This window comes from Vibrio sp. 2130-1 (assembly GCF_033339515.1).
On sequence record NZ_JAWOUT010000031.1, the window covers coordinates 1 to 18,073 of the forward strand.

The window sequence follows — 18,073 nt, forward strand, 5'->3', positions numbered from 1 at the left end:
GGTATGCCTATTCGAAGCTAATGGCGATAGAGTGTAGGCAAGATCGACTCTTCACCTGATTTGATCAACACCGCCCTTTCCAATCACACTTCAATTTATAATCAACAAGTTAATGAGAGATATTGGGCACTAGATTGAAAAATGACACATGACTTTTTAAAAAGTTTACTTCGACACTTCCTCAGATAACTACAGGTTAGGCAAAGGTTCAATCACATATTTTATTCATACCAATTCATGTTATATGTCTATTTTCTCAACAACACCAGTATATCAGCTAAGACGCTGCTCATAAATTTTGCTTAATGTACCACGATTAATCCCAAGCATTCGTGCCGCCTTCGCTTGATTACCATGAGTATGCAGTAAAAGCGTTTCAACAATAGCGAATCTCACCTCCGGCATTAGATTACTGAGATCGGGTGTCAACTTCATTTCATCCGTGATGTCAGTCAGCTCAATCTCGCGTTTAACACATTGGAGAACCTCATCATATGTTATTACGGTTGTCATTTTTGATTTTCCTCTTACCTTTTTCTTCTTTATACGTTGTGTAGTAATGAGCAACTAAACGCCCTTGTTTGGTTTTAAACGGCAAACCGACATTGCCAATGTTGATTCTTTTTCGCCAAACGATAAGCGCTTCTAGTGAACTCGTTGCATTAAGTTTTCGATGTATTTTTTCAAAGTATCCGTCAAAATTCATGGATTAAGCGTAAAGTATAGAAAGTTGATAGACTAAGAGTTGGACGCAAAAAGAAAGTTCCCCGATGTTTGTAGAATAAGTTATAACGTTAGAAACATTGAATTACAAAAAATAACAATAGAGTAAGTAAAAAATTCAAAAGGATATTTTAGCCCTGATACTTCTGGCTATAATATCCCTAAAAACCACATTGTTATAAATTTTACTTCAAATTGTTTAATTTTTCATTTAACTGTTCAATTTGCTTTTGTTGATGTTGAATTAACACCAACATTGGTGCTAAAAGCTTATCATAATCGACTGTTTTATAACCTTGTTTTTCATGTATTATTTCTGGAAATACTCTTTCTAGATCCTGTGCTAGAAAGCCTATATCATTTGAATCATCTTCAATCCACTGATATTTCTTACTCTCAATGTTCAGCAGTAGTTTCGCTTCTTCATATGGTAAGGTTGATACATTATACTTCATTTCGCTATCGCTAAATGGACAGCACACGCCGCCCATTCCAGATAAAGTAAAGCTTGAATAAAAAATAGAAGTAGACAAAATTGATAATTTTAACAATCCATTAAATTTAGCGTTATTTATAACTAACATTTTTACTATTATCCCTTAAAACAAGAACATTAATGAAACATATCCCACAGTAATAAAACAATGACAACTATTAATAGACTTAAAGCTATTAAGAATAATTTATAACGATTAATTAAATCAAGAAAAATAAGAATCATCTTACTTATTGCATTAATCTAATATATTAAAAATTTATTTTAACATCGGTTAATATAGGCTTTGATTCACTTGATAAAAAGGTCGTGACTCGCTGCACCATCAAAGAAGTGCCTTAGATAGTGCCTGCGTCTCACAGGAAATCTACAAAGCTATCAATGAAAGAAAGCCGTTCTTCCCCTCCCCCGCTTGAGAATATTTACGACATGGCAAGTTTAGAAAGATTGGTGTGCGGAGAAACTCAATATATCGTTTAAAAAAGATAAGTTCAGAGCACTCATTGGCTTTCGTTTTCCACAACTTATCTTTTATAAGTGGGAAGTTGGTGGACCTCTTTGGGTCCACCTAAATTAAAGTTAAAATGTAAGAAAGGATTTATTTTAAATTTTCGTCTAGGAAATCAGACAGCCCCTGATACACCTCCTGTCCTTCAGGAGAATCTGGAACAACAGTGAATTCAACATGAGACATTCCTTCAAAAATATGAAGGTCTACAGGAACTTCCTCTTTTAATAATTTACGGTGAACTCGTAAAGTATCACTTAGCAATAAATCTCTAGTACCACTAACTAAATAGGTTGGTGGATATTTATCCATGCTGCCATACAATGGAGATATATATGGCTCAGTTAGTTCTGCATCTCCGGCATAAAGCAAAGCAGAAGATTCCAGCCAACCATCGTAAGTATTCAATACGCGATCAATACCATCTAACGTATGTAATGTATCACTTGTATTACTTAAATCAGCCCAAGGAGAGCCTGCGTACAACGCTCCAGGCATTGGTAAACCTAACGCCCTGAACTTCTGTAAAGCAGCCATACTCAAACCAGCACCAGCAGAGTTTCCTCCGATAACGATTTTATCGGCTGAGTATTTATTAAGTAAGTCTTTATAAAGCGACACAGTATCATCTAAGGCTGCGGGAAAAGGATGTTGAGGGGGTTTTCTGTAATCGAGTGCAACAACCTTTATATTCGATGTGCTAGCGATAATCGCTGCTTCAAAAGCTCCTAGCGGCCCTTCATTAAAAACATACGCTCCTCCATGTAGGTATAGGAAGATCCGCTCATCGGGAATATTTTTTGCGCCAGATGGAGATAATACGTAAGTAATTAGATCTCCAATTCGTTGTTCCTCTGCATCGACTCCAAACCAAGCTTCGAGATCCTCTAACTCTATACCTTCTCCATTAATAGCCTGTATAAGCTCTTGCCATTCTTTATCGTTTTGGGGCTTACTTTCCGTAATTTCTTTCGGATAAATATACCCTTGCTTTATTGCCCCCTGAAGAACTTCACTTGCAGCCGCTGGCACAGGGTAATCATCCAGTTTACTTACTTCCGATCCAATTGCACATGCAGTAAGGAGCATTGTAGGTGAAAGTATCAGACACTTTACTATAGGGTTGATTAAAAGTTTTTCCATGTTTAGTAACCTCTAAACTATTTTCCGTGAGTGGCCTAGAATTACTTAACTGAACATGGTTCCAAATAGGATTATTCTTGTTTTTCTGAAATATTTATCAGATGGTGCTTTAAAAAAACATTCATCGAGATTATTTTTGATTCTATATCATTCACTAATCAACCTAGTATGGTATAGCGCTCCCTACCACTCCTGATTTTTCGGTATCGTCAGTGATACTGAGCGATGTCCTTTCTGTCTTCATAAGTAGCCAATGGGGACACAAAGTAAGTTAAGAATTCTCGCCAAGTCAGCTTCGATAGTGACAATTCTCAATTTGCTAGATGTCCTTAAATTGGTCATTGATGCTATCGATAATGAACCTCTTCTCGTAACACTACACCAAGCAGCATGGAATTGAAGTTTCATGTTTTGCGGTGAGTCGTAACAAGGTAATTCTATAATCCTTAAATCATCGTTGAATACTTTACTAATATACTCCTTTTCAGTGCAAAACTTACTTACGATACAATAACTGTGAATACGGGCTATTGTCGTCCGTATTCACAGGATTGAGTTTAGAGGCAACATCACCAAAGTGGTTTGTTGCGATATGAAGCTTAAAGCCATAAATCCAACACTTTATGCTTTAACCTATCACAACACTCCCTTGATATACTTTACATCCCAAGATACGTAAGTTGTAACAGACCTAAAATCTCATTGAATCAATAAACTCGATGCCACTAGGTTCTCCATTCAAATGAGTGGATAAAGAACGGAAAAGGCTAGCAGCAAAGTCATAAATACGAGGAAGCATTCGTAGCTGGCTAGGGTTGGAAACTAGCTCTTGTGGCATCCGTAAATAATACTCAGGTAGAAGTTCTTAAAATCCCCTTGGTGTGCCATATGAAAAGCAATATAGCAGCAACAATTCTTGTAGTGACTGGCAATCTACTAAGAAGGAATCGTTGCTTGATGCATTGTGCAGTGTCGCTATATCAGGAAAGGCTACCCATCATAAGTTAAATCGTGGAGGCAGTCGCAGTACGAACAATACTCTCTAGAAGGTGGCTATGGTAAGGGTGTATGCAGTGATCCCATAACAAACAGGCTATGTAGCACGAAGAAAGATCAACTAAGGCGATATCTATTATCTTGAGGCGCTATATATCAATAGTGTTTCCCACACATCCTAAAAGATCTTGCGATACTAGCTTGAAATAGAACATCAGCGCGTGTGTTGAGAGCGCCTTCCATTCTATGAAAGTTGAAGCAATCCAATACAAACCGAGCACTGCAGAGATGAGATGCATCAAACGTTCTTCGAGTACATTAGGTGGATTGCAATCTAGCAAGAAGGCACTGCGCTCCTGGTTCTCTCAGCCTCATTAACTTTGAATAACGAAATGTCGCTTAATGGATATCCTGCCTACCTTTGACAGATTACTCACGGTGCGGTCAAGATGAAAGACTTCCTTATAAGCTATGTTCATTGCATCGAGTTGGTTGAACGTTACTTGGTATATATCCATTACTTTTTAAGTGTTAAAGTTAGCAAATCAATGCTGTTGTGGTTTCAGGTTGCTTGTGTTTTCTCTTAGGTACCCCAAAAATCTAATTTAATCACTTGGTACCCCACCTGATACCCCACCAGCCTAACCATAAAACTAAAAGGTATATTTTTCATATGGTTAACAATAAAATTCAATGGTTTCCTGGCCACATGCACAAAGCACGTAAAGAGATCGAAGAAGCAATCCCTCAAGTGGATGTGATCATCGAAGTACTGGATGCTCGTATTCCTTTCAGTAGTGAAAACCCTTTGATTTCTCAAATCCGTGGTGACAAACCTGTCGTTAAAGTTTTGAACAAACGTGATTTGGCCGATCCAGAATTAACTCAACTGTGGATTGAGCACTTGGAGCAAGAGCAACATGTAAAAGCAATGGCGATCACGACTTCTGAACCACAAGAAGTGCATCGAATCATGGAGCTTTGCCGCAAACTTGCCCCACACCGAGAAGAAATTGGTAAAAACATTCGCACCATGATCATGGGCATCCCAAACGTTGGAAAGTCGACGATCATTAACACCCTCGCAGGTCGAACAATCGCTGTAACAGGTAACCAACCCGCGGTTACACGTCGTCAACAACGTATCAACCTGCAAAATGGCATCGTATTATCTGATACTCCAGGAATTTTATGGCCAAAAGTGGAAAATCCACACAGTGGCTTCCGCCTTGCGGCTACTGGCGCGGTAAAAGATACAGCGATGGAATATGACGAAGTCGCATTCTATACCATTGAATACCTAGCAGCTCATTATGCAGACAAGCTTAAAGAGCGTTATCAAATTGAAGAGCTTCCAGAATCAGATATCGAGATCATGGAAGAAATTGGTCGCCGCCGCGGTGCACTACGTGCAGGTGGACGTGTTGACTTGCACAAAGTATCAGAGATCTTATTGCACGAACTTCGCCAAGGCACTTTGGGCCAAATTACATTAGAACGCCCAGAAATGATCACTCAAGAGCTGATTGAAGTCGAGATTGAAACCGCCCGTAAAGAAGAAGAGAAAGCGAAGCGTAAAGAAGAGCGTCGTAAGCGCTATTTACGTAATAAGCGATAAGCTTGTCTCTTATCTACTCATGTTTCAAGGCGCGATTTTCGCGCCTTTTTTGTTATCTAATGCGCCCATTTTTTTCACTTTTCAAACTTTATATTCCTCATCCAAAATCCCAGATATGAAGCACGAAAAAACACCGCAAAATCGCCGTATAAACTTTAAGCACAAACTAGTTTAGACCCCGGGCCCCTATAGAGTTACAGCCACCATCCAACCCTCAAATGTCGAGTTTGCAAGGGTCTGCAAACTTATGCAACCTGGTTAGTGACACTCTCCCCAAAATCCGCAATATGAATAAGTGTCAGCGCTGGCGTTTTTCCATATGAAGAAGAGATTTATTATGAGTGAAACTATACAAAGCAAACCACTTCCCTCCTTTATCGAGGAACGCCTAGATTTTTATATTCAAGATCTAATCGAACCGAATGAGAACAAAAAACACCTTGTTCTTGGTAAACGCCCACCGTGTAATGCCGTTGTCCTGCAAAGCAATGATTACCTTGCACTGTCTCATAATAAGGAGATTCAAAACGCGCATCGTGATGCGATTTCCCAGCACGATGACAACGTCGTGATGTCCGCGATTTTCTTACAAGACGATGAATCGAAACCTGTATTTGAAACGCAACTAGCCAGTTTCGTTGGTATGCCTAGTTGTCTACTTTCTCAATCTGGTTGGGCTGCGAATGTCGGTTTATTGCAGACTATTTGTGCACCGAACATACCTGTGTACATTGATTTCTTTGCACATATGTCTTTGTGGGAAGGCGCACGTATTGCCGGAGCACAAATTCATCCGTTCATGCATAACAACACCAGTCACCTAAGAAAGCAGATTTCACGTCACGGTTCAGGGATCATTGTTGTGGATTCGGTTTACAGCACTATCGGGACCATCGCTCCTCTACGTGATATCTACGAAATAGCACAGGAGTTTGACTGCGGCCTGGTTGTAGATGAATCACACTCTTTAGGTACACACGGTCCACAAGGTGCGGGGATACTGCAGGGTCTTGGCTTAACTCATAAGGTAGATTTTATTACCGTTAGTCTTGCCAAGACATTTGCTTATCGTGCTGGCGCGATTTTAGGCCCAGAAAAACTGGCGAAGACGCTTCCATTTGTGGCGTACCCTGCAATATTTAGTTCTACCGTATTACCGCAAGAGATCATTCGGCTAGAGAAAACACTGGACGTCATAAGAAAATCAGATGATAAGCGAGATATTCTGTTTGAAAGAGCCAAGTCTTTAGCCGTTGGTTTAAAACGCATTGGATTTACTATTCGCAGTGAATCACAAATTATCGCATTAGAATGTGGTAACGAGAGAAACACTGAGCGAGTCCGCGACTTTCTCGAAGAGCGAAATGTTTACGGCGCAGTGTTTTGCCGCCCTGCAACTGGAAGGAACAAAAACATCATCCGTTTTTCAGTCAATGCAGACATGACAGCTGCTGAAGTTGATCATGTACTCACTGTCTGCCAACAAGCATTCGCACACCCTGACTTAGAGTTTGTGTAAGTTAGTGTGTAGATAAAACTAAAGAGCTCAACAGTTTTGCTGAGCTCTTTATTCGTGTTATTCGTTGTGAGCAACTCGCCTCAAGAAAACAAGTCGCGAATGATTAGATCCAGTTTGCGATTTTATCGAACAAGCGATTTTTATCCGCCGGTTTTACGATGAAGTCAGACATACCCGAAGACCCAATTTTGTCCAACGTGACAGGTGAACTATCCCCTGTATGTGCAATAATAGGTACCGACGCATAGTTTTTATCCGAGCTTCGAATTCGCCTAGACGCTTCTACACCATCCATAATTGGCATTTCGATATCCATCAGAATGAGATCAACATCTTCTTGCTCTAGTGTATCCAGAGCCTGCTGCCCGTCTTCTTTCTGAATCACTTCAAAGCCTTGCTTTTCAAGTAACATTGCCGTGAATTTACGCAAAGATTCATTATCATCCACGACCATAATTGTACGCTTATTTGAATTATCTAACGTCACCGAGGCCGTTGGTGTCGATACATAGCTTGAATCATATAAGAGACGCTCAATAGTTGGTTTAGTATTCAATAACCAGGCTTGCGTTTCGATCCAAATAGGTTCATATGCAGCCTTACGTGCTCTCTGAGTCGGATGATGCTCAAAAAGATAAACGATGCGTGCTTCAGTGAAAGACAAGAGAGATTCTAATCTATCCAATTGGTTTGCTCTTGGATCTAAGCTCTCAAGATCGATAAAAATCAGATCGAATTCGAACTCGTACTCTTTCTTTTTGAGTACTTGGTTGGCATCTAAAATCGTCGAGTCAAAGCCCATAAAACGGCTAATATCTGTTACTTTAGACACCAAGATATCTTGGCTAGTCACCGTTAGAATGGTTTTGAGTTTAGTCAGATCGTTTTTTATTTCAGTAACGGTATCAGATGTCGTTAGTGGGAAAGTTAACGTAAATTGAGACCACTCCCCTAACTGAGATTGACATTCAATGTTCCCCCCAAATGAACGCATGACTTTTTTACAAAACGGTAAGCCCAAACCATAACTTCCTGATTTGCCAGTGGTGTAAAAGTCTTGAAAGATATTGCGTAGAACATCAGGAGCAATGCCAGCACCATTATCGGTTACAACAATTTGATTAAAGCGTTCTGAACTTATCATGGATACATGTATGTGAAAATCTTCAGATTTACGGTGATGGAAGGCATTCTTGAAGAGGTTATACATAACGTATTTAAGTAACGTATCACTACCTAGAAACTCAAACTCACTTCTCGCATCCAGCGATATGGCAAATCGATCAGTGGCACGTTTATAACTGAAGCTTTCAATTGCCTGTTCAACGACCGAGTGAACTGAATATTTTTTGAAGCTAGAACGAGAAACTCGATTTTCATCAATCGAAGTTAGCAATAAATCGATGGTTTCATTACCCGATTGGATAATGTTCATTGCATCCTGACTCACTTCACGTAATAAGGTGACATCCTCTACACTCATGACGTACTGCTCTTTTCCTGCCTCTTTCATGTTGGGCAAGATCGACTGGATAACATCTATTGAAGTGCAAAGCCCACTCAACGGGTTACGCATTTCATGTGCAATCCCTGCCCCGAATGATTTTGCCAGCGAGACTTTCGCTTCATGTTCAACTTGGTTACGAAAATAGAACAAATTACCGAAGACATAAATAAACAGAAAGATTGGCACATGAGTCCAATCCATGGTCAAGTCAAGATGGAACCCTTTTGCAACCCAAGCGAAGAATGTTGCTAAACCTATCCCAGCAAAGGTTTGAGCAAACATGACCCTAGTAACATGAACCAGTAAAATGTGTAAGAAAATTGCAGACATAAACGACATAACCCATACATTGGACCAGTCATTCATCAGTAACATATAAAAAAAGAAAAACGGTAAGCACAGCGTTATCGTCACTTGGTAGTAAATAGGAACATAATCTCTCCAAGTCGATGATAAGCGGTTTCTAAAAATGATGCCGAAAAACAATAACGAGCAAAACAATCTAAGAGGTAAATTTTCATAAGCCTGTGGAAAGGCAAACTCCCAGACAAAGTAGTACAGCGGAAAGCCAAGAAACCCCATCCAGCCAACGAGAGTTAGGTTTGGTTCTGCATATTGATAAACCTTACGTATCGAGTCCATATAATCTGTTTTGCTTACTCCGCCTGACGCACAACAATGTGATTTTGATTCACTTTTATCATTTTATTATTAACTAATTATATATTAATCATCATTTATAAGCAGCGCGAAATGACGTAAACAGCTCGCAATACTTATCTTTAGTTTCAATCTTTTAAGACAGCTGCACTTGATTTACAACCAAATAAACAAAGTTGCATATAGTTTAGTGTAATTTTGCGATAATCGCTCTGTATCCAATTGGATGTTAATCTCATTTTGTTCCAGAAACTTAAGTCGCGCCTTTGGCACGGCTTTCCAACGATTTAAAAACAGCACTCACCGCATATACCGCGGTGACAAACAATTGGCTTGGGGTGTGTCATGAATTCTTTCCGGATAAAAAATGTCATTTTTGATGTAGGTAATGTATTGGTACGCTGGTCTCCAGTAGAAATCGTTCGCTTAACATTTGGTGGTTCCGTAGAGTCAGAGAAAATGGCTCAGATACTATTTTCATCACAAATCTGGAAAGATTTAAATAAAGGGACGATCTCCGAAAGGGAAGCAAAACAGCGTTATCAACGTGAACACCAAGTAACGGCGGAAGAAATGGACCGCTTCTTTTATTATGTAAAACACACTCAAATACTACTTTACGGCAGTATAGAGCTGTTAAAACGAGTAAAAAGTGCCGGATATGGCGTATATGCGCTCACAGACAACATCAACGAAATTGTGGAACATCTTCGTACTACCTATGAGTTTTGGCCACTGTTTGATGGAGCAATCATCTCTTCTGAAGTTCAATTACTAAAACCACAAGCGGAGATCTACCAAACTCTACTTTCAAAGTATCAGCTTAACCCCGAAGAGACAGTATTTATTGATGACATGCCTTACAATGTTGAAGGTGCCCGAGCAGTTGGAATGGCTGCTATTCAGTTTGAAAATGCTCAGCAATGTGAGCTCGAACTAAAAGCCATGGGGGTTAACTTCTAGAAAGCTTGTAATAAAACATAACGTTAGGGTGCATAAACAAAAAAGAGCAGTGTTGAGACTGCTCTTATCTAATGTTTTAGAACGCTAGGTTAGGAGTAAATCACGTTTTCCTCAATCCCACTAACTAATGACTGGGCGTTCTTCCAACGGAATACTTTTTCTAACACCTCTTTGCCATCAGGTGCGCGCCAAGTTCGCTCTTGATCCTCTTGTCCACCAATGTGGCGATAGAATTCAATCGCAGAAATGTTTTGCGACACAACTTCTAAATAAAGACCTGTGTCTTTAAAGTACTGCTGTTGCCATTCTGCGACAGCAAGTAATAGCTGCTTACCAATCCCACGACCACGGTAACTGTCATCGACATGCAATGCGTCAATAAAGGTTCCACGCTCGAAATCATGGTTGCCGAACACACAAACAAAGCCAAGTAGCAAACCTCCCTCCTCCGCCAAGACAATGTGCTGATTGAATGGTGGGTTGGTCAAACGGGTTTGCCAAATCAGTAGTTTGTCGTCAATCGCTTCTTTCTCAAGATAGTTATCACTAAGAATGCCACGGTAATGACGCTTCCAGCTATCCGCATGAAGATGCGCAATGCGCTCGTAGTCCTTATATTCCGCTAATCGTAAATCCATTACGTATTCCTATTTTCTTACATTTTTGCTTCTTTATAGAGTCTCGGTATATTCCACCTTTATAACACTTGTTTCTTGGCAGATTTTATACACCTTAAGCCAGAGCTCATTTTTTAATACTACTCATTATTCAATTAAAAGCAAAATATCCCATCAAGTTCCTTAATCTACACCCAAAGGAATCATCACATTTGTCTAACTTTAATTTGACTTACATGTGTACGCTGATATTCTGGCGAACAGTTGTTAGCTCAAAGTTAGGGATACACCTGTGACTCAAAACAAACCACCTGTTATCTGGTTGAATACATTAATATTTTCTGCCAGTTTTGTTCTAACTTTTATTGTAATGCCTTGGTATGCATATCATTTTGGACTGGGTTGGGAACATCTAATTTGGGGAGTGATTGCATTTAGTTTTACTAACCTTTCTATTACAGCAGGCTATCATCGTCTCTGGAGCCACAAAACATACGAAGCTCATCCTATTTTGCGCGCCATTTTTGCGATTGGAGGAGCATTTTCTTTGCAAAATAGTGCATTACATTGGTCTTCTGATCATCGTGTGCATCACAAACATGTCGACAATAACGATAAAGATCCGTACTCAGCCAAGCGGGGGTTTTGGTATTCTCACATTGGGTGGATGTTACGTGATTACAATAAATCAAAGGAAAACGAATATACAAACTGCCGTGATCTAAAGCGCGACAAAATCGTCATGTGGCAGCATAAGTATTATGTTCCACTTGCCCTACTGACTAATATTGGTTTCCCAGTCATGCTCGGACTGATCTACGGTGATATCTGGGGGATGTTATTGGTCGTTGGTGCGGCTCGACTCTTTATGAGTCACCATACGACTTTTTTCATTAACTCCCTCGCACATATTTGGGGTAAGCAAACTTTCACAGACAAAAACACTGCTCGCGATAATGGTGTACTCGCCTTTTTCACATTTGGAGAGGGTTACCATAATTTCCATCATATTTTCGAGAATGACTATCGCAATGGCGTGTATTGGTGGCATTACGACCCAACGAAGTGGTTGATAAAGTCATGTTCTTGGCTAGGACTCACATCTAAGTTGCGCACAACGCCTACATTTAGAATTGAAAAAGCCCGTGCGAGTCAACTTTTGAAGAAAGCAAGAGAAAAGCTAGAATCGAAACCGAACACGCAAACAATCCTCGATCAGCTACAGCACGAGTTTGATACTCTAGTTCATCACATGCAGGAATACTACGAGATGCGCAAAGAAGTACTCGGTGCCAAAACTGCCAGTGTGGTAAAGAAATACGAATGTTCTGTAACAAAAATGAAGTATCAGCAAATTAAAGCAGAGTTCGAACGGCAGCAGCGTAGTTGGAACCTTATGGTTCGTCGATACGCATAGTTTATCCTCATTCTTACGATTACTTAGCTTCGCTTCGGCGAAGCTTTTTTGTTGTGAAGAGTGTTTTCCAATAATTGCTTACTGAGTAAAGTCTTTTTCCTATTGTGAATCAATTCACTCTTTATTCATTCACTTTCCTAGTCATATTTTCCTTCCTATAAATAGCTTCAAACCAGCACATAACACTTAGAAAACCAAATTCCAACAATACAATCTAACGAAATTATTTATTAAATTATTATTTGTCTCAGATCATGCAAGCCCCATATTTGTCTCGTGCCACAGCTAAGAATTCTGTAAATTCCTTGTCATAAACTGAAACAGTTTCTTTCTTTTTTACATAACATTCGGAGATCCCTATGTTAGAGCTCTTAATTGGCTTAGTGGTTACCATTGCGGTGGGTTACTTTATTGTCAAAGGCTATAAAGCTGCGGGCGTGTTACTGACAGCTGGCATTGCTTTACTTCTTATGACTGGCGTTTTGGGGCACGACGTGCTGCCGTCAAAAATCACCTCAACTGGTAACATGGTGACAGATGCGCTGGAATACGTGAAATACATGCTTCAATACCGCGGTGGCGGTCTTGGTATGCAAATCATGCTGCTTTGTGGTTTTGCGTCATACATGACTCATATCGGCGCGAACAACGTGGTAGTGAAACAGTTCTCTAAACCGCTTTCTGTCATCAAGTCTCCTTACGTCCTTTTGGTAGCGGCTTACATTGTGGCGTGTTTAATGTCTCTTGCGGTAAGTTCTGCAACAGGCCTTGGCGTACTATTAATGGCGACACTATTCCCAATGATGGTCGCGATGGGCATTTCTCGTCCAGCAGCCGTTGCAGTGTGTGCCTCTCCAGCGGCAATCATCCTTTCTCCTACTTCTGGTGATGTTGTTATCGCAGCAGAAAAGTCTGGTTTAGAGCTTGATGTGTTTGCGGTACAAACTGTGTTGCCTGTTTCTATTTGCGCAATCATCGTCATGGCAGCGGCAGCGTTCTTCTGGAACAAATACTTAGATAAGAAAGAAAATACGCCAATGGAAAAAATTGATGTATCAGAGATCAAAGCTGACGCACCAGCGTTTTATGCAGCTCTTCCATTTCTACCTATCATCGGCGTTTTCCTATTCAACGGTCGTACCATTCCAGGACTTAGTCTAGACATCTACACTATTGTGGTTGGTTCGATTTTCCTTGGATCTCTGATCCATTATGTTGTAAATAAGTTCGATGGTAAGAAATCACTAGAAGATTTAGATTCTTGTTACGCGGGCATGGCTGACGCGTTTAAAGGCGTTGTGATGCTTTTGGTTGCCGCAGGGGTTTTTGCACAAGGTCTGATGTCTATCGGCGCTATCGATAACCTACTTCATCTCGCAGACAATGCTGGTGCAGGCGGCGTTGCTTTAATGCTTATTCTAACTGCATTGACAGTTGCAGCAGCAATTGCAACGGGTTCGGGCAACGCGCCTTTCTATGCGTTCGTGGAGTTAGCACCATCTTTAGCTGCTAAAATGGGATTAAACCCTGCGTTCCTAATTATCCCGATGCTTCAAGCATCAAACCTAGGCCGTACTATCTCACCAGTATCTGGCGTAATCGTTGCGACATCAGGTATGGCAAACATCAGCCCGTTTGAGGTTGTAAAACGCACATCCGTTCCAGTTCTAGCAGGCCTTATCACGGTGATTATTGGTACTATGGTGCTTGTTCCAATGAGTGCCTAACGGTATTGCCACGATCAAACTAAAAGCAATATCCGAACAAAATTACGTTTAATTAAAAACGCCAGCAAATGTGCTGGCGTTTTTTTATTCTAATGTGATGATTTACGCTGACTTAAATCGGTCAGGAATCTTAGTGATGCTCTCTCTGTAGCTAAACCATAAGTAGGTAACGGCAAGCGAAAAGAATAAATATGAAAGTGCGAATACGATTGGAGACGTGATTAATTCCGCGGACATTCCCCACATCACACCGACTACGGTTATCGTCAACTTAGAAAGCATACCGCAAATGAGTAGGAATAAAGCAAGCTGTGGAAAGCGCGAGCTGCGAAATGCGAAGAAATAACAGCTCCCTACCGCTAAAGAAGCAATGGATAAGCCCAACATAAATGAATGGATGTGGTCTGCTGATGCGATACCAGCGGATACCGAAGCCATGAGTAATAGGAACAGTTTCATAAGTCACCTCACAACAAATCTAAAAAGCATCCCTTCATAAATGAAAACTCATTTTTCACTATATTTTGCGCCTAAAATCAGCAATTACAAGTTACTTTTTTGCTCACTTAATGAACACAAAAGCTAATCAGCTTCAATTATTACAAAAGGTTAACAATTAAAAATTAAGAAACCCTTTGCATCTGATACTTACGACCGTCAGATGATAAATTCGCCATTTTTGTTACAGATGGTTAACATGGAAACATTTTGAAATTTTTTATTTGAAATGTGAACTGTGCACTCAACAGCGTAAAACCTCTCTGTCTTGACTCATCATTCGTTATTAGCGAACAAAAAATATCACTTTTTTACAACGTTCTTACTACATACAAAACCATGAATTCACATCCACTTTTAATGTTGCAAATTATTTTATCAGTAACCGTAAAAAGAGATTCCAATCACATATTTATTGGTTATAATCCGCGCTCATTGCGTTAAACGTTGAAAAACGCAAACTAATTTTGAGAAAAACATCTTTAAACCAACCTTCTTTGCGGCATTGCCAATAAGAGGAAAAACTGAGAATAAAAATGAGCAAGATTGATAAAGCTATGCGCATCCTGTTAGCAGGGTTCTGTATCAACCTTTGTCTTGGCATCCTGTATGCTTGGAGTGTATTCAACAAGGCACTGGTAACTGAATCAGGCTGGAGTGCTGCAGAAGCTTCTGCACCTTACGCAACTGCAACCATCACTTTCTCTATCTGTCTTCTTATTGCAGGTATTCTTCAAGACCGCATGGGCCCTCGAATGATCCTTATCCTAGGTACTGTTCTTACAGGTCTGGGCATGATCGCTTCTGGCTTTGTGAACTCTCCACTCATGCTGAACATTACATTCGGCGTGATCACAGGTGCAGGTATCGGTTTTGGTTACGCATGCCTATCACCTTCTGCGATGAAGTGGTTCCACGCTTCGAAGAAAGGTATGGTTAACGGCATTATTGCGGCAGGTTTTGGTCTAGCGGCTATTTACCTTGCGCCAGTAACTTCTGCGCTAATAGACAGCATGGGCATTCAAACTAGCTTTATGGTTCTTGGTGTTGGTATCCTAGCGATTGCAGTTCCTCTTGCAGCAACCATCAACAACCCACCAGCAGACTACACACCTGCGGAGCCTAAAGTAAAAGAAGGCCAAGCACCTAAAGCGGTGAAAAAGTCAGATGACTTAACTTGGAAAGCAATGTTGAAAACGCCACAGTTCTACTCTCTATGGATCATGTACGCGTTTGCAGCTTCTGTTGGTCTAATGATCATTGGTAACATCACGACAATCGCAAGCGTTCAAGCAAACTTGCCAAACGCGGTTTACCTAGCGTCTATTCTTGCTGTATTTAACTCTGGCGGTCGTGTTGCCGCGGGTATGCTTGCAGATAAAATCGGCGGTGTTCGTACGCTTCTACTCGCGTTCGTTCTACAAGGCGTAAACATGGTGCTGTTCGCGACGTTCGACTCTGAGTTTACACTGATCATCGGTACAGCAATCGCAGCGGTAGGTTACGGCACACTTCTAGCGGTATTCCCTACTCTAACGGCTGAGTTCTACGGTCTGAAAAACTACGGCACTAACTACGGCGTGCTTTACACAGCATGGGGTATCGGTGGTGCAATCGGCGCAGCGGTTGTTGGTTTCTCGATGACAAATGGCGACGGCTACACCTTGGCTTACACAATTTCTTCAGCAATGATGGCAGTATGTATCGTACTAGCGTTCATCACTAAGCCATTGTCTGAAGCGAAAGTAGCACAGCTAAAAAACGCATAATTGCGAATTGATTTGATAGCGAAAAGGCTTAACCTATGGGTTAAGCCTTTTTTGTTATCGGTCGTTTATGGAAAGCCCTATCGAACTTGCACCAGACTACTATCTAGAGAACTTCTTCAAGCTGACTCATCACGCAATAACTTGGTACAGCGATTTACTGACCAAGGAAGAACACGCATGGCTTTGCTCGTTTGATTCTTTGAGCAAACACGCCCAGTGCCTTTTGGTGCGTTTATACAGCCGAAAGGGATGTTGGTTTCGAAGTGATAAGCTGAGTTATCAAGAAATACCTTCTATCAATGAAGCACTGGCAGAATTGAGTCAGCATGAGTTTGTAGCCCTTTCCCCACCCCTTTCTCATCAAGAGTTAGCGGCTAATTTACTGACCAAGCCAGAAATCTCCACGCTTTATCCCGAACTGCCGAAATCACTCAAGAAAGACGCCCTTGTCGAACGTTTGAGTAATGCGGAATTTGATCGTACAGAGAAGCTTGAGTTTACGATCGTCAAACTCAATTCAGCTCATATGATCGACGTGTTGCTCACTCTGTTTTTTGCCAACACCCATCAAGACTTAAGTCAGTTTGTGCTTGATGACTTAGGTTTGCATCAGTTCGAGCAATATCAATTGAGTAAAGTGCGCCGTTTCTTTGATTCACGTGAGCAAATAGACCGTTTAATTGAACTGAGCCAGTTGGCCAACCTGTACTGGCAATTTGACCGAAAAGACAAAGCCAATCTCGACTTATTAATTGAGGCAATGCCTCAGCCCGTTAAACACCGTTACGTAGATCGTAAACGCGAGCACATGTTGAATGACATAGCACGTGATTACGAACGGCTTAATGATCTAGAGACCGCCCTATCTCTATTTGGGCAAACTCAACTCACACCGAGCCGAGAACGACGCGCACGTATCTATGACAAATTAAACCATGATGATTTATTTTGTGACATTGTCACAGATATGCTTAACTCACCGATCGATGTGTCTGAGCTCGAAGTTGCACAAAAACTTGAGCAACGGTTAAAGCGACAACAAGGCGAGAAAGTGCCAAGAGTGACGAAGCCAACCTGTACGGAATACCGCCTTGAACTGGATTTATCTCAACAGAGAGTCGAACTCGCCAGCAAAGCGTATTTTGAGTCCTTAGGCTGGACAGTATTTTACACCGAAAATGCACTGCTTAATGCATTACTTGGTCTCACTTTTTGGGATGCGATTTTCGCTCCCATCGAAGGCGCATTCATCAATGCCTATCAACATCGTCCTCTGGATTTGTACCATTCTGATTTTGTTACCAAGCGCCAAGCTTTGATAGATGCGGCGTTTGACGAATTGGAAACGGGTAACACTCATACGTTATTGACAAAGTACGATGAGAAGTTTGGTATCAGCAATCCATTTGTGCATTGGAGCTTAATAAGTAAAGAACTACTCGAAACAGCACTCGATACAATCCCAACTAACATGTTGATGGCGCTATTTAAAATACAATTGAGTGACCTAAAGCTTTACCGCAATGGGATGCCTGATCTGATTGCTTTTAAAGGAAACGAGTTCGAATGGATTGAAGTAAAAGGGCCAGGCGATAAACTCCAAGACAACCAATGGCGTTGGATTAAAGAGTTTACCCGCCTTAATGTGCCATTTGCGGTGTGTTACGTCGCCGCAAGTTAACTCTCTTTATATAAAGAGCTTGGCGCATGTTCATTAAAACAATTTCTTCTTTACCGCACCTTGCTCTTTTTCTGAAATATTTTCGTTTCTTCACGATCACTTCACGCTTCATCACACACAATGCGCTTCTACTCATTAAGTTGATTTGAAGAGGCAAAAGTAAATTACCACCTTCTAAAGAAGGTGGCTTTGTGTGAGCCCCCTAAAAGGGGGCCTTTGTTTAGTCCAGCG

15 protein-coding genes and 1 pseudogene are annotated in these 18,073 nt (G+C 40.9%); 8 read left to right on the plus strand and 8 right to left on the minus strand.

Features of this window, described 5'->3' with window-relative positions; genetic code table 11:
- Positions 1 to 273: 273 nt before the first annotated feature.
- The 5 genes from R7Q09_RS23465 to R7Q09_RS28840 form a co-directional block, all read right to left on the minus strand.
- Complete coding sequence (locus tag R7Q09_RS23465) at positions 274 to 513, minus strand: helix-turn-helix domain-containing protein (RefSeq protein WP_273977979.1); 240 nt, start codon at positions 511 to 513, stop codon at positions 274 to 276.
- Positions 491 to 706, minus strand: a complete 216-nt coding sequence (locus tag R7Q09_RS23470) for a hypothetical protein (RefSeq protein ID WP_042762865.1) — start codon at positions 704 to 706, stop codon at positions 491 to 493. The genes R7Q09_RS23465 and R7Q09_RS23470 overlap by 23 nt, the downstream gene beginning before the upstream one ends.
- Before the next feature lie 202 nt (positions 707 to 908).
- The gene (locus tag R7Q09_RS23475) at positions 909 to 1,307 is read right to left on the minus strand and encodes a tail fiber domain-containing protein (protein WP_042762866.1); all 399 of its coding nucleotides are present in this window, start codon (positions 1,305 to 1,307) and stop codon (positions 909 to 911) included.
- A 510-nt stretch (positions 1,308 to 1,817) separates the two neighbouring features.
- The gene (locus R7Q09_RS23480; RefSeq protein ID WP_276455533.1) at positions 1,818 to 2,870 is read right to left on the minus strand and encodes an alpha/beta hydrolase; all 1,053 of its coding nucleotides are present in this window, start codon (positions 2,868 to 2,870) and stop codon (positions 1,818 to 1,820) included.
- A 496-nt stretch (positions 2,871 to 3,366) separates the two neighbouring features.
- Positions 3,367 to 3,495: a transposase gene (locus R7Q09_RS28840; RefSeq protein ID WP_082244890.1), complete on the minus strand. Its 129-nt coding sequence runs from the start codon at positions 3,493 to 3,495 to the stop codon at positions 3,367 to 3,369.
- A 587-nt stretch (positions 3,496 to 4,082) separates the two neighbouring features.
- Here R7Q09_RS28840 and R7Q09_RS23485 point away from each other — a divergent pair.
- The 3 genes and pseudogenes from R7Q09_RS23485 to cqsA all read left to right on the plus strand — a co-directional run.
- Positions 4,083 to 4,254 (plus strand): annotated as a pseudogene (locus tag R7Q09_RS23485) (IS3 family transposase); the annotation flags it as partial.
- A gap of 285 nt (positions 4,255 to 4,539) precedes the next feature.
- The gene (gene ylqF / locus R7Q09_RS23490; protein ID WP_318071282.1) at positions 4,540 to 5,484 is read left to right on the plus strand and encodes a ribosome biogenesis GTPase YlqF; all 945 of its coding nucleotides are present in this window, start codon (positions 4,540 to 4,542) and stop codon (positions 5,482 to 5,484) included.
- A gap of 337 nt (positions 5,485 to 5,821) precedes the next feature.
- The gene (cqsA, locus tag R7Q09_RS23495; RefSeq protein ID WP_017635350.1) at positions 5,822 to 7,003 is read left to right on the plus strand and encodes an alpha-hydroxyketone-type quorum-sensing autoinducer synthase; all 1,182 of its coding nucleotides are present in this window, start codon (positions 5,822 to 5,824) and stop codon (positions 7,001 to 7,003) included.
- A gap of 103 nt (positions 7,004 to 7,106) precedes the next feature.
- Here the strand turns inward: cqsA and R7Q09_RS23500 are convergent, their stop codons facing one another.
- The gene (locus R7Q09_RS23500) at positions 7,107 to 9,152 is read right to left on the minus strand and encodes a response regulator (protein ID WP_033906489.1); all 2,046 of its coding nucleotides are present in this window, start codon (positions 9,150 to 9,152) and stop codon (positions 7,107 to 7,109) included.
- 363 nt (positions 9,153 to 9,515) lie between these two features.
- On the opposite strand from R7Q09_RS23500, the gene R7Q09_RS23505 reads away from it, so the two are divergent.
- Positions 9,516 to 10,133, plus strand: a complete 618-nt coding sequence (locus R7Q09_RS23505) for an HAD family phosphatase (protein ID WP_318071281.1) — start codon at positions 9,516 to 9,518, stop codon at positions 10,131 to 10,133.
- A gap of 89 nt (positions 10,134 to 10,222) precedes the next feature.
- Here R7Q09_RS23505 and R7Q09_RS23510 read toward each other — a convergent pair whose 3' ends face one another.
- Positions 10,223 to 10,771: a GNAT family N-acetyltransferase gene (locus R7Q09_RS23510; RefSeq protein WP_005376525.1), complete on the minus strand. Its 549-nt coding sequence runs from the start codon at positions 10,769 to 10,771 to the stop codon at positions 10,223 to 10,225.
- 271 nt (positions 10,772 to 11,042) lie between these two features.
- Here R7Q09_RS23510 and R7Q09_RS23515 point away from each other — a divergent pair, with 271 nt between their 5' ends.
- On the plus strand, positions 11,043 to 12,167 hold the full coding sequence (locus tag R7Q09_RS23515; RefSeq protein WP_017821552.1) for an acyl-CoA desaturase: 1,125 nt from the start codon (positions 11,043 to 11,045) through the stop codon (positions 12,165 to 12,167).
- Positions 12,168 to 12,526: 359 nt separating this feature from the next.
- Entirely contained in the window at positions 12,527 to 13,894 is a 1,368-nt protein-coding gene (gene dcuC, locus R7Q09_RS23520) for an anaerobic C4-dicarboxylate transporter DcuC (RefSeq protein ID WP_203345392.1), read from the plus strand.
- A 102-nt stretch (positions 13,895 to 13,996) separates the two neighbouring features.
- Here dcuC and R7Q09_RS23525 read toward each other — a convergent pair whose 3' ends face one another.
- Entirely contained in the window at positions 13,997 to 14,353 is a 357-nt protein-coding gene (locus R7Q09_RS23525) for a hypothetical protein (protein WP_005376535.1), read from the minus strand.
- A gap of 575 nt (positions 14,354 to 14,928) precedes the next feature.
- Here R7Q09_RS23525 and R7Q09_RS23530 point away from each other — a divergent pair.
- Together R7Q09_RS23530 and R7Q09_RS23535 are read left to right on the plus strand one after the other, a co-directional pair.
- Entirely contained in the window at positions 14,929 to 16,161 is a 1,233-nt protein-coding gene (locus R7Q09_RS23530; RefSeq protein WP_005388232.1) for an OFA family MFS transporter, read from the plus strand.
- Between the two features lie 67 nt (positions 16,162 to 16,228).
- Positions 16,229 to 17,842 (plus strand): VRR-NUC domain-containing protein, encoded by a 1,614-nt coding sequence (locus R7Q09_RS23535; protein WP_203345391.1) that lies wholly within the window; start codon positions 16,229 to 16,231, stop codon positions 17,840 to 17,842.
- The last annotated feature ends 231 nt before the right edge of the window (positions 17,843 to 18,073 follow it).

Excerpts from the sequence above, each read along its gene's own strand:
- R7Q09_RS23475 (WP_042762866.1), bottom strand. The coding sequence starts at position 1,307 with ATGTTAGTTATAAATAACGCTAAATTTAATGGATTGTTAAAATTATCA.
- ylqF (WP_318071282.1), top strand. The coding sequence starts at position 4,540 with ATGGTTAACAATAAAATTCAATGGTTTCCTGGCCACATGCACAAAGCA.
- R7Q09_RS23535 (WP_203345391.1), top strand. The coding sequence starts at position 16,229 with ATGGAAAGCCCTATCGAACTTGCACCAGACTACTATCTAGAGAACTTC.
- R7Q09_RS23470 (WP_042762865.1), bottom strand. The coding sequence starts at position 706 with ATGAATTTTGACGGATACTTTGAAAAAATACATCGAAAACTTAATGCA.
- dcuC (WP_203345392.1), top strand. The coding sequence starts at position 12,527 with ATGTTAGAGCTCTTAATTGGCTTAGTGGTTACCATTGCGGTGGGTTAC.
- cqsA (WP_017635350.1), top strand. The coding sequence starts at position 5,822 with ATGAGTGAAACTATACAAAGCAAACCACTTCCCTCCTTTATCGAGGAA.
- R7Q09_RS23530 (WP_005388232.1), top strand. The coding sequence starts at position 14,929 with ATGAGCAAGATTGATAAAGCTATGCGCATCCTGTTAGCAGGGTTCTGT.
- R7Q09_RS23465 (WP_273977979.1), bottom strand. The coding sequence starts at position 513 with ATGACAACCGTAATAACATATGATGAGGTTCTCCAATGTGTTAAACGC.
- R7Q09_RS23500 (WP_033906489.1), bottom strand. The coding sequence starts at position 9,152 with ATGGACTCGATACGTAAGGTTTATCAATATGCAGAACCAAACCTAACT.
- R7Q09_RS23510 (WP_005376525.1), bottom strand. The coding sequence starts at position 10,771 with ATGGATTTACGATTAGCGGAATATAAGGACTACGAGCGCATTGCGCAT.
- R7Q09_RS23525 (WP_005376535.1), bottom strand. The coding sequence starts at position 14,353 with ATGAAACTGTTCCTATTACTCATGGCTTCGGTATCCGCTGGTATCGCA.
- R7Q09_RS23505 (WP_318071281.1), top strand. The coding sequence starts at position 9,516 with ATGAATTCTTTCCGGATAAAAAATGTCATTTTTGATGTAGGTAATGTA.
- R7Q09_RS23480 (WP_276455533.1), bottom strand. The coding sequence starts at position 2,870 with ATGGAAAAACTTTTAATCAACCCTATAGTAAAGTGTCTGATACTTTCA.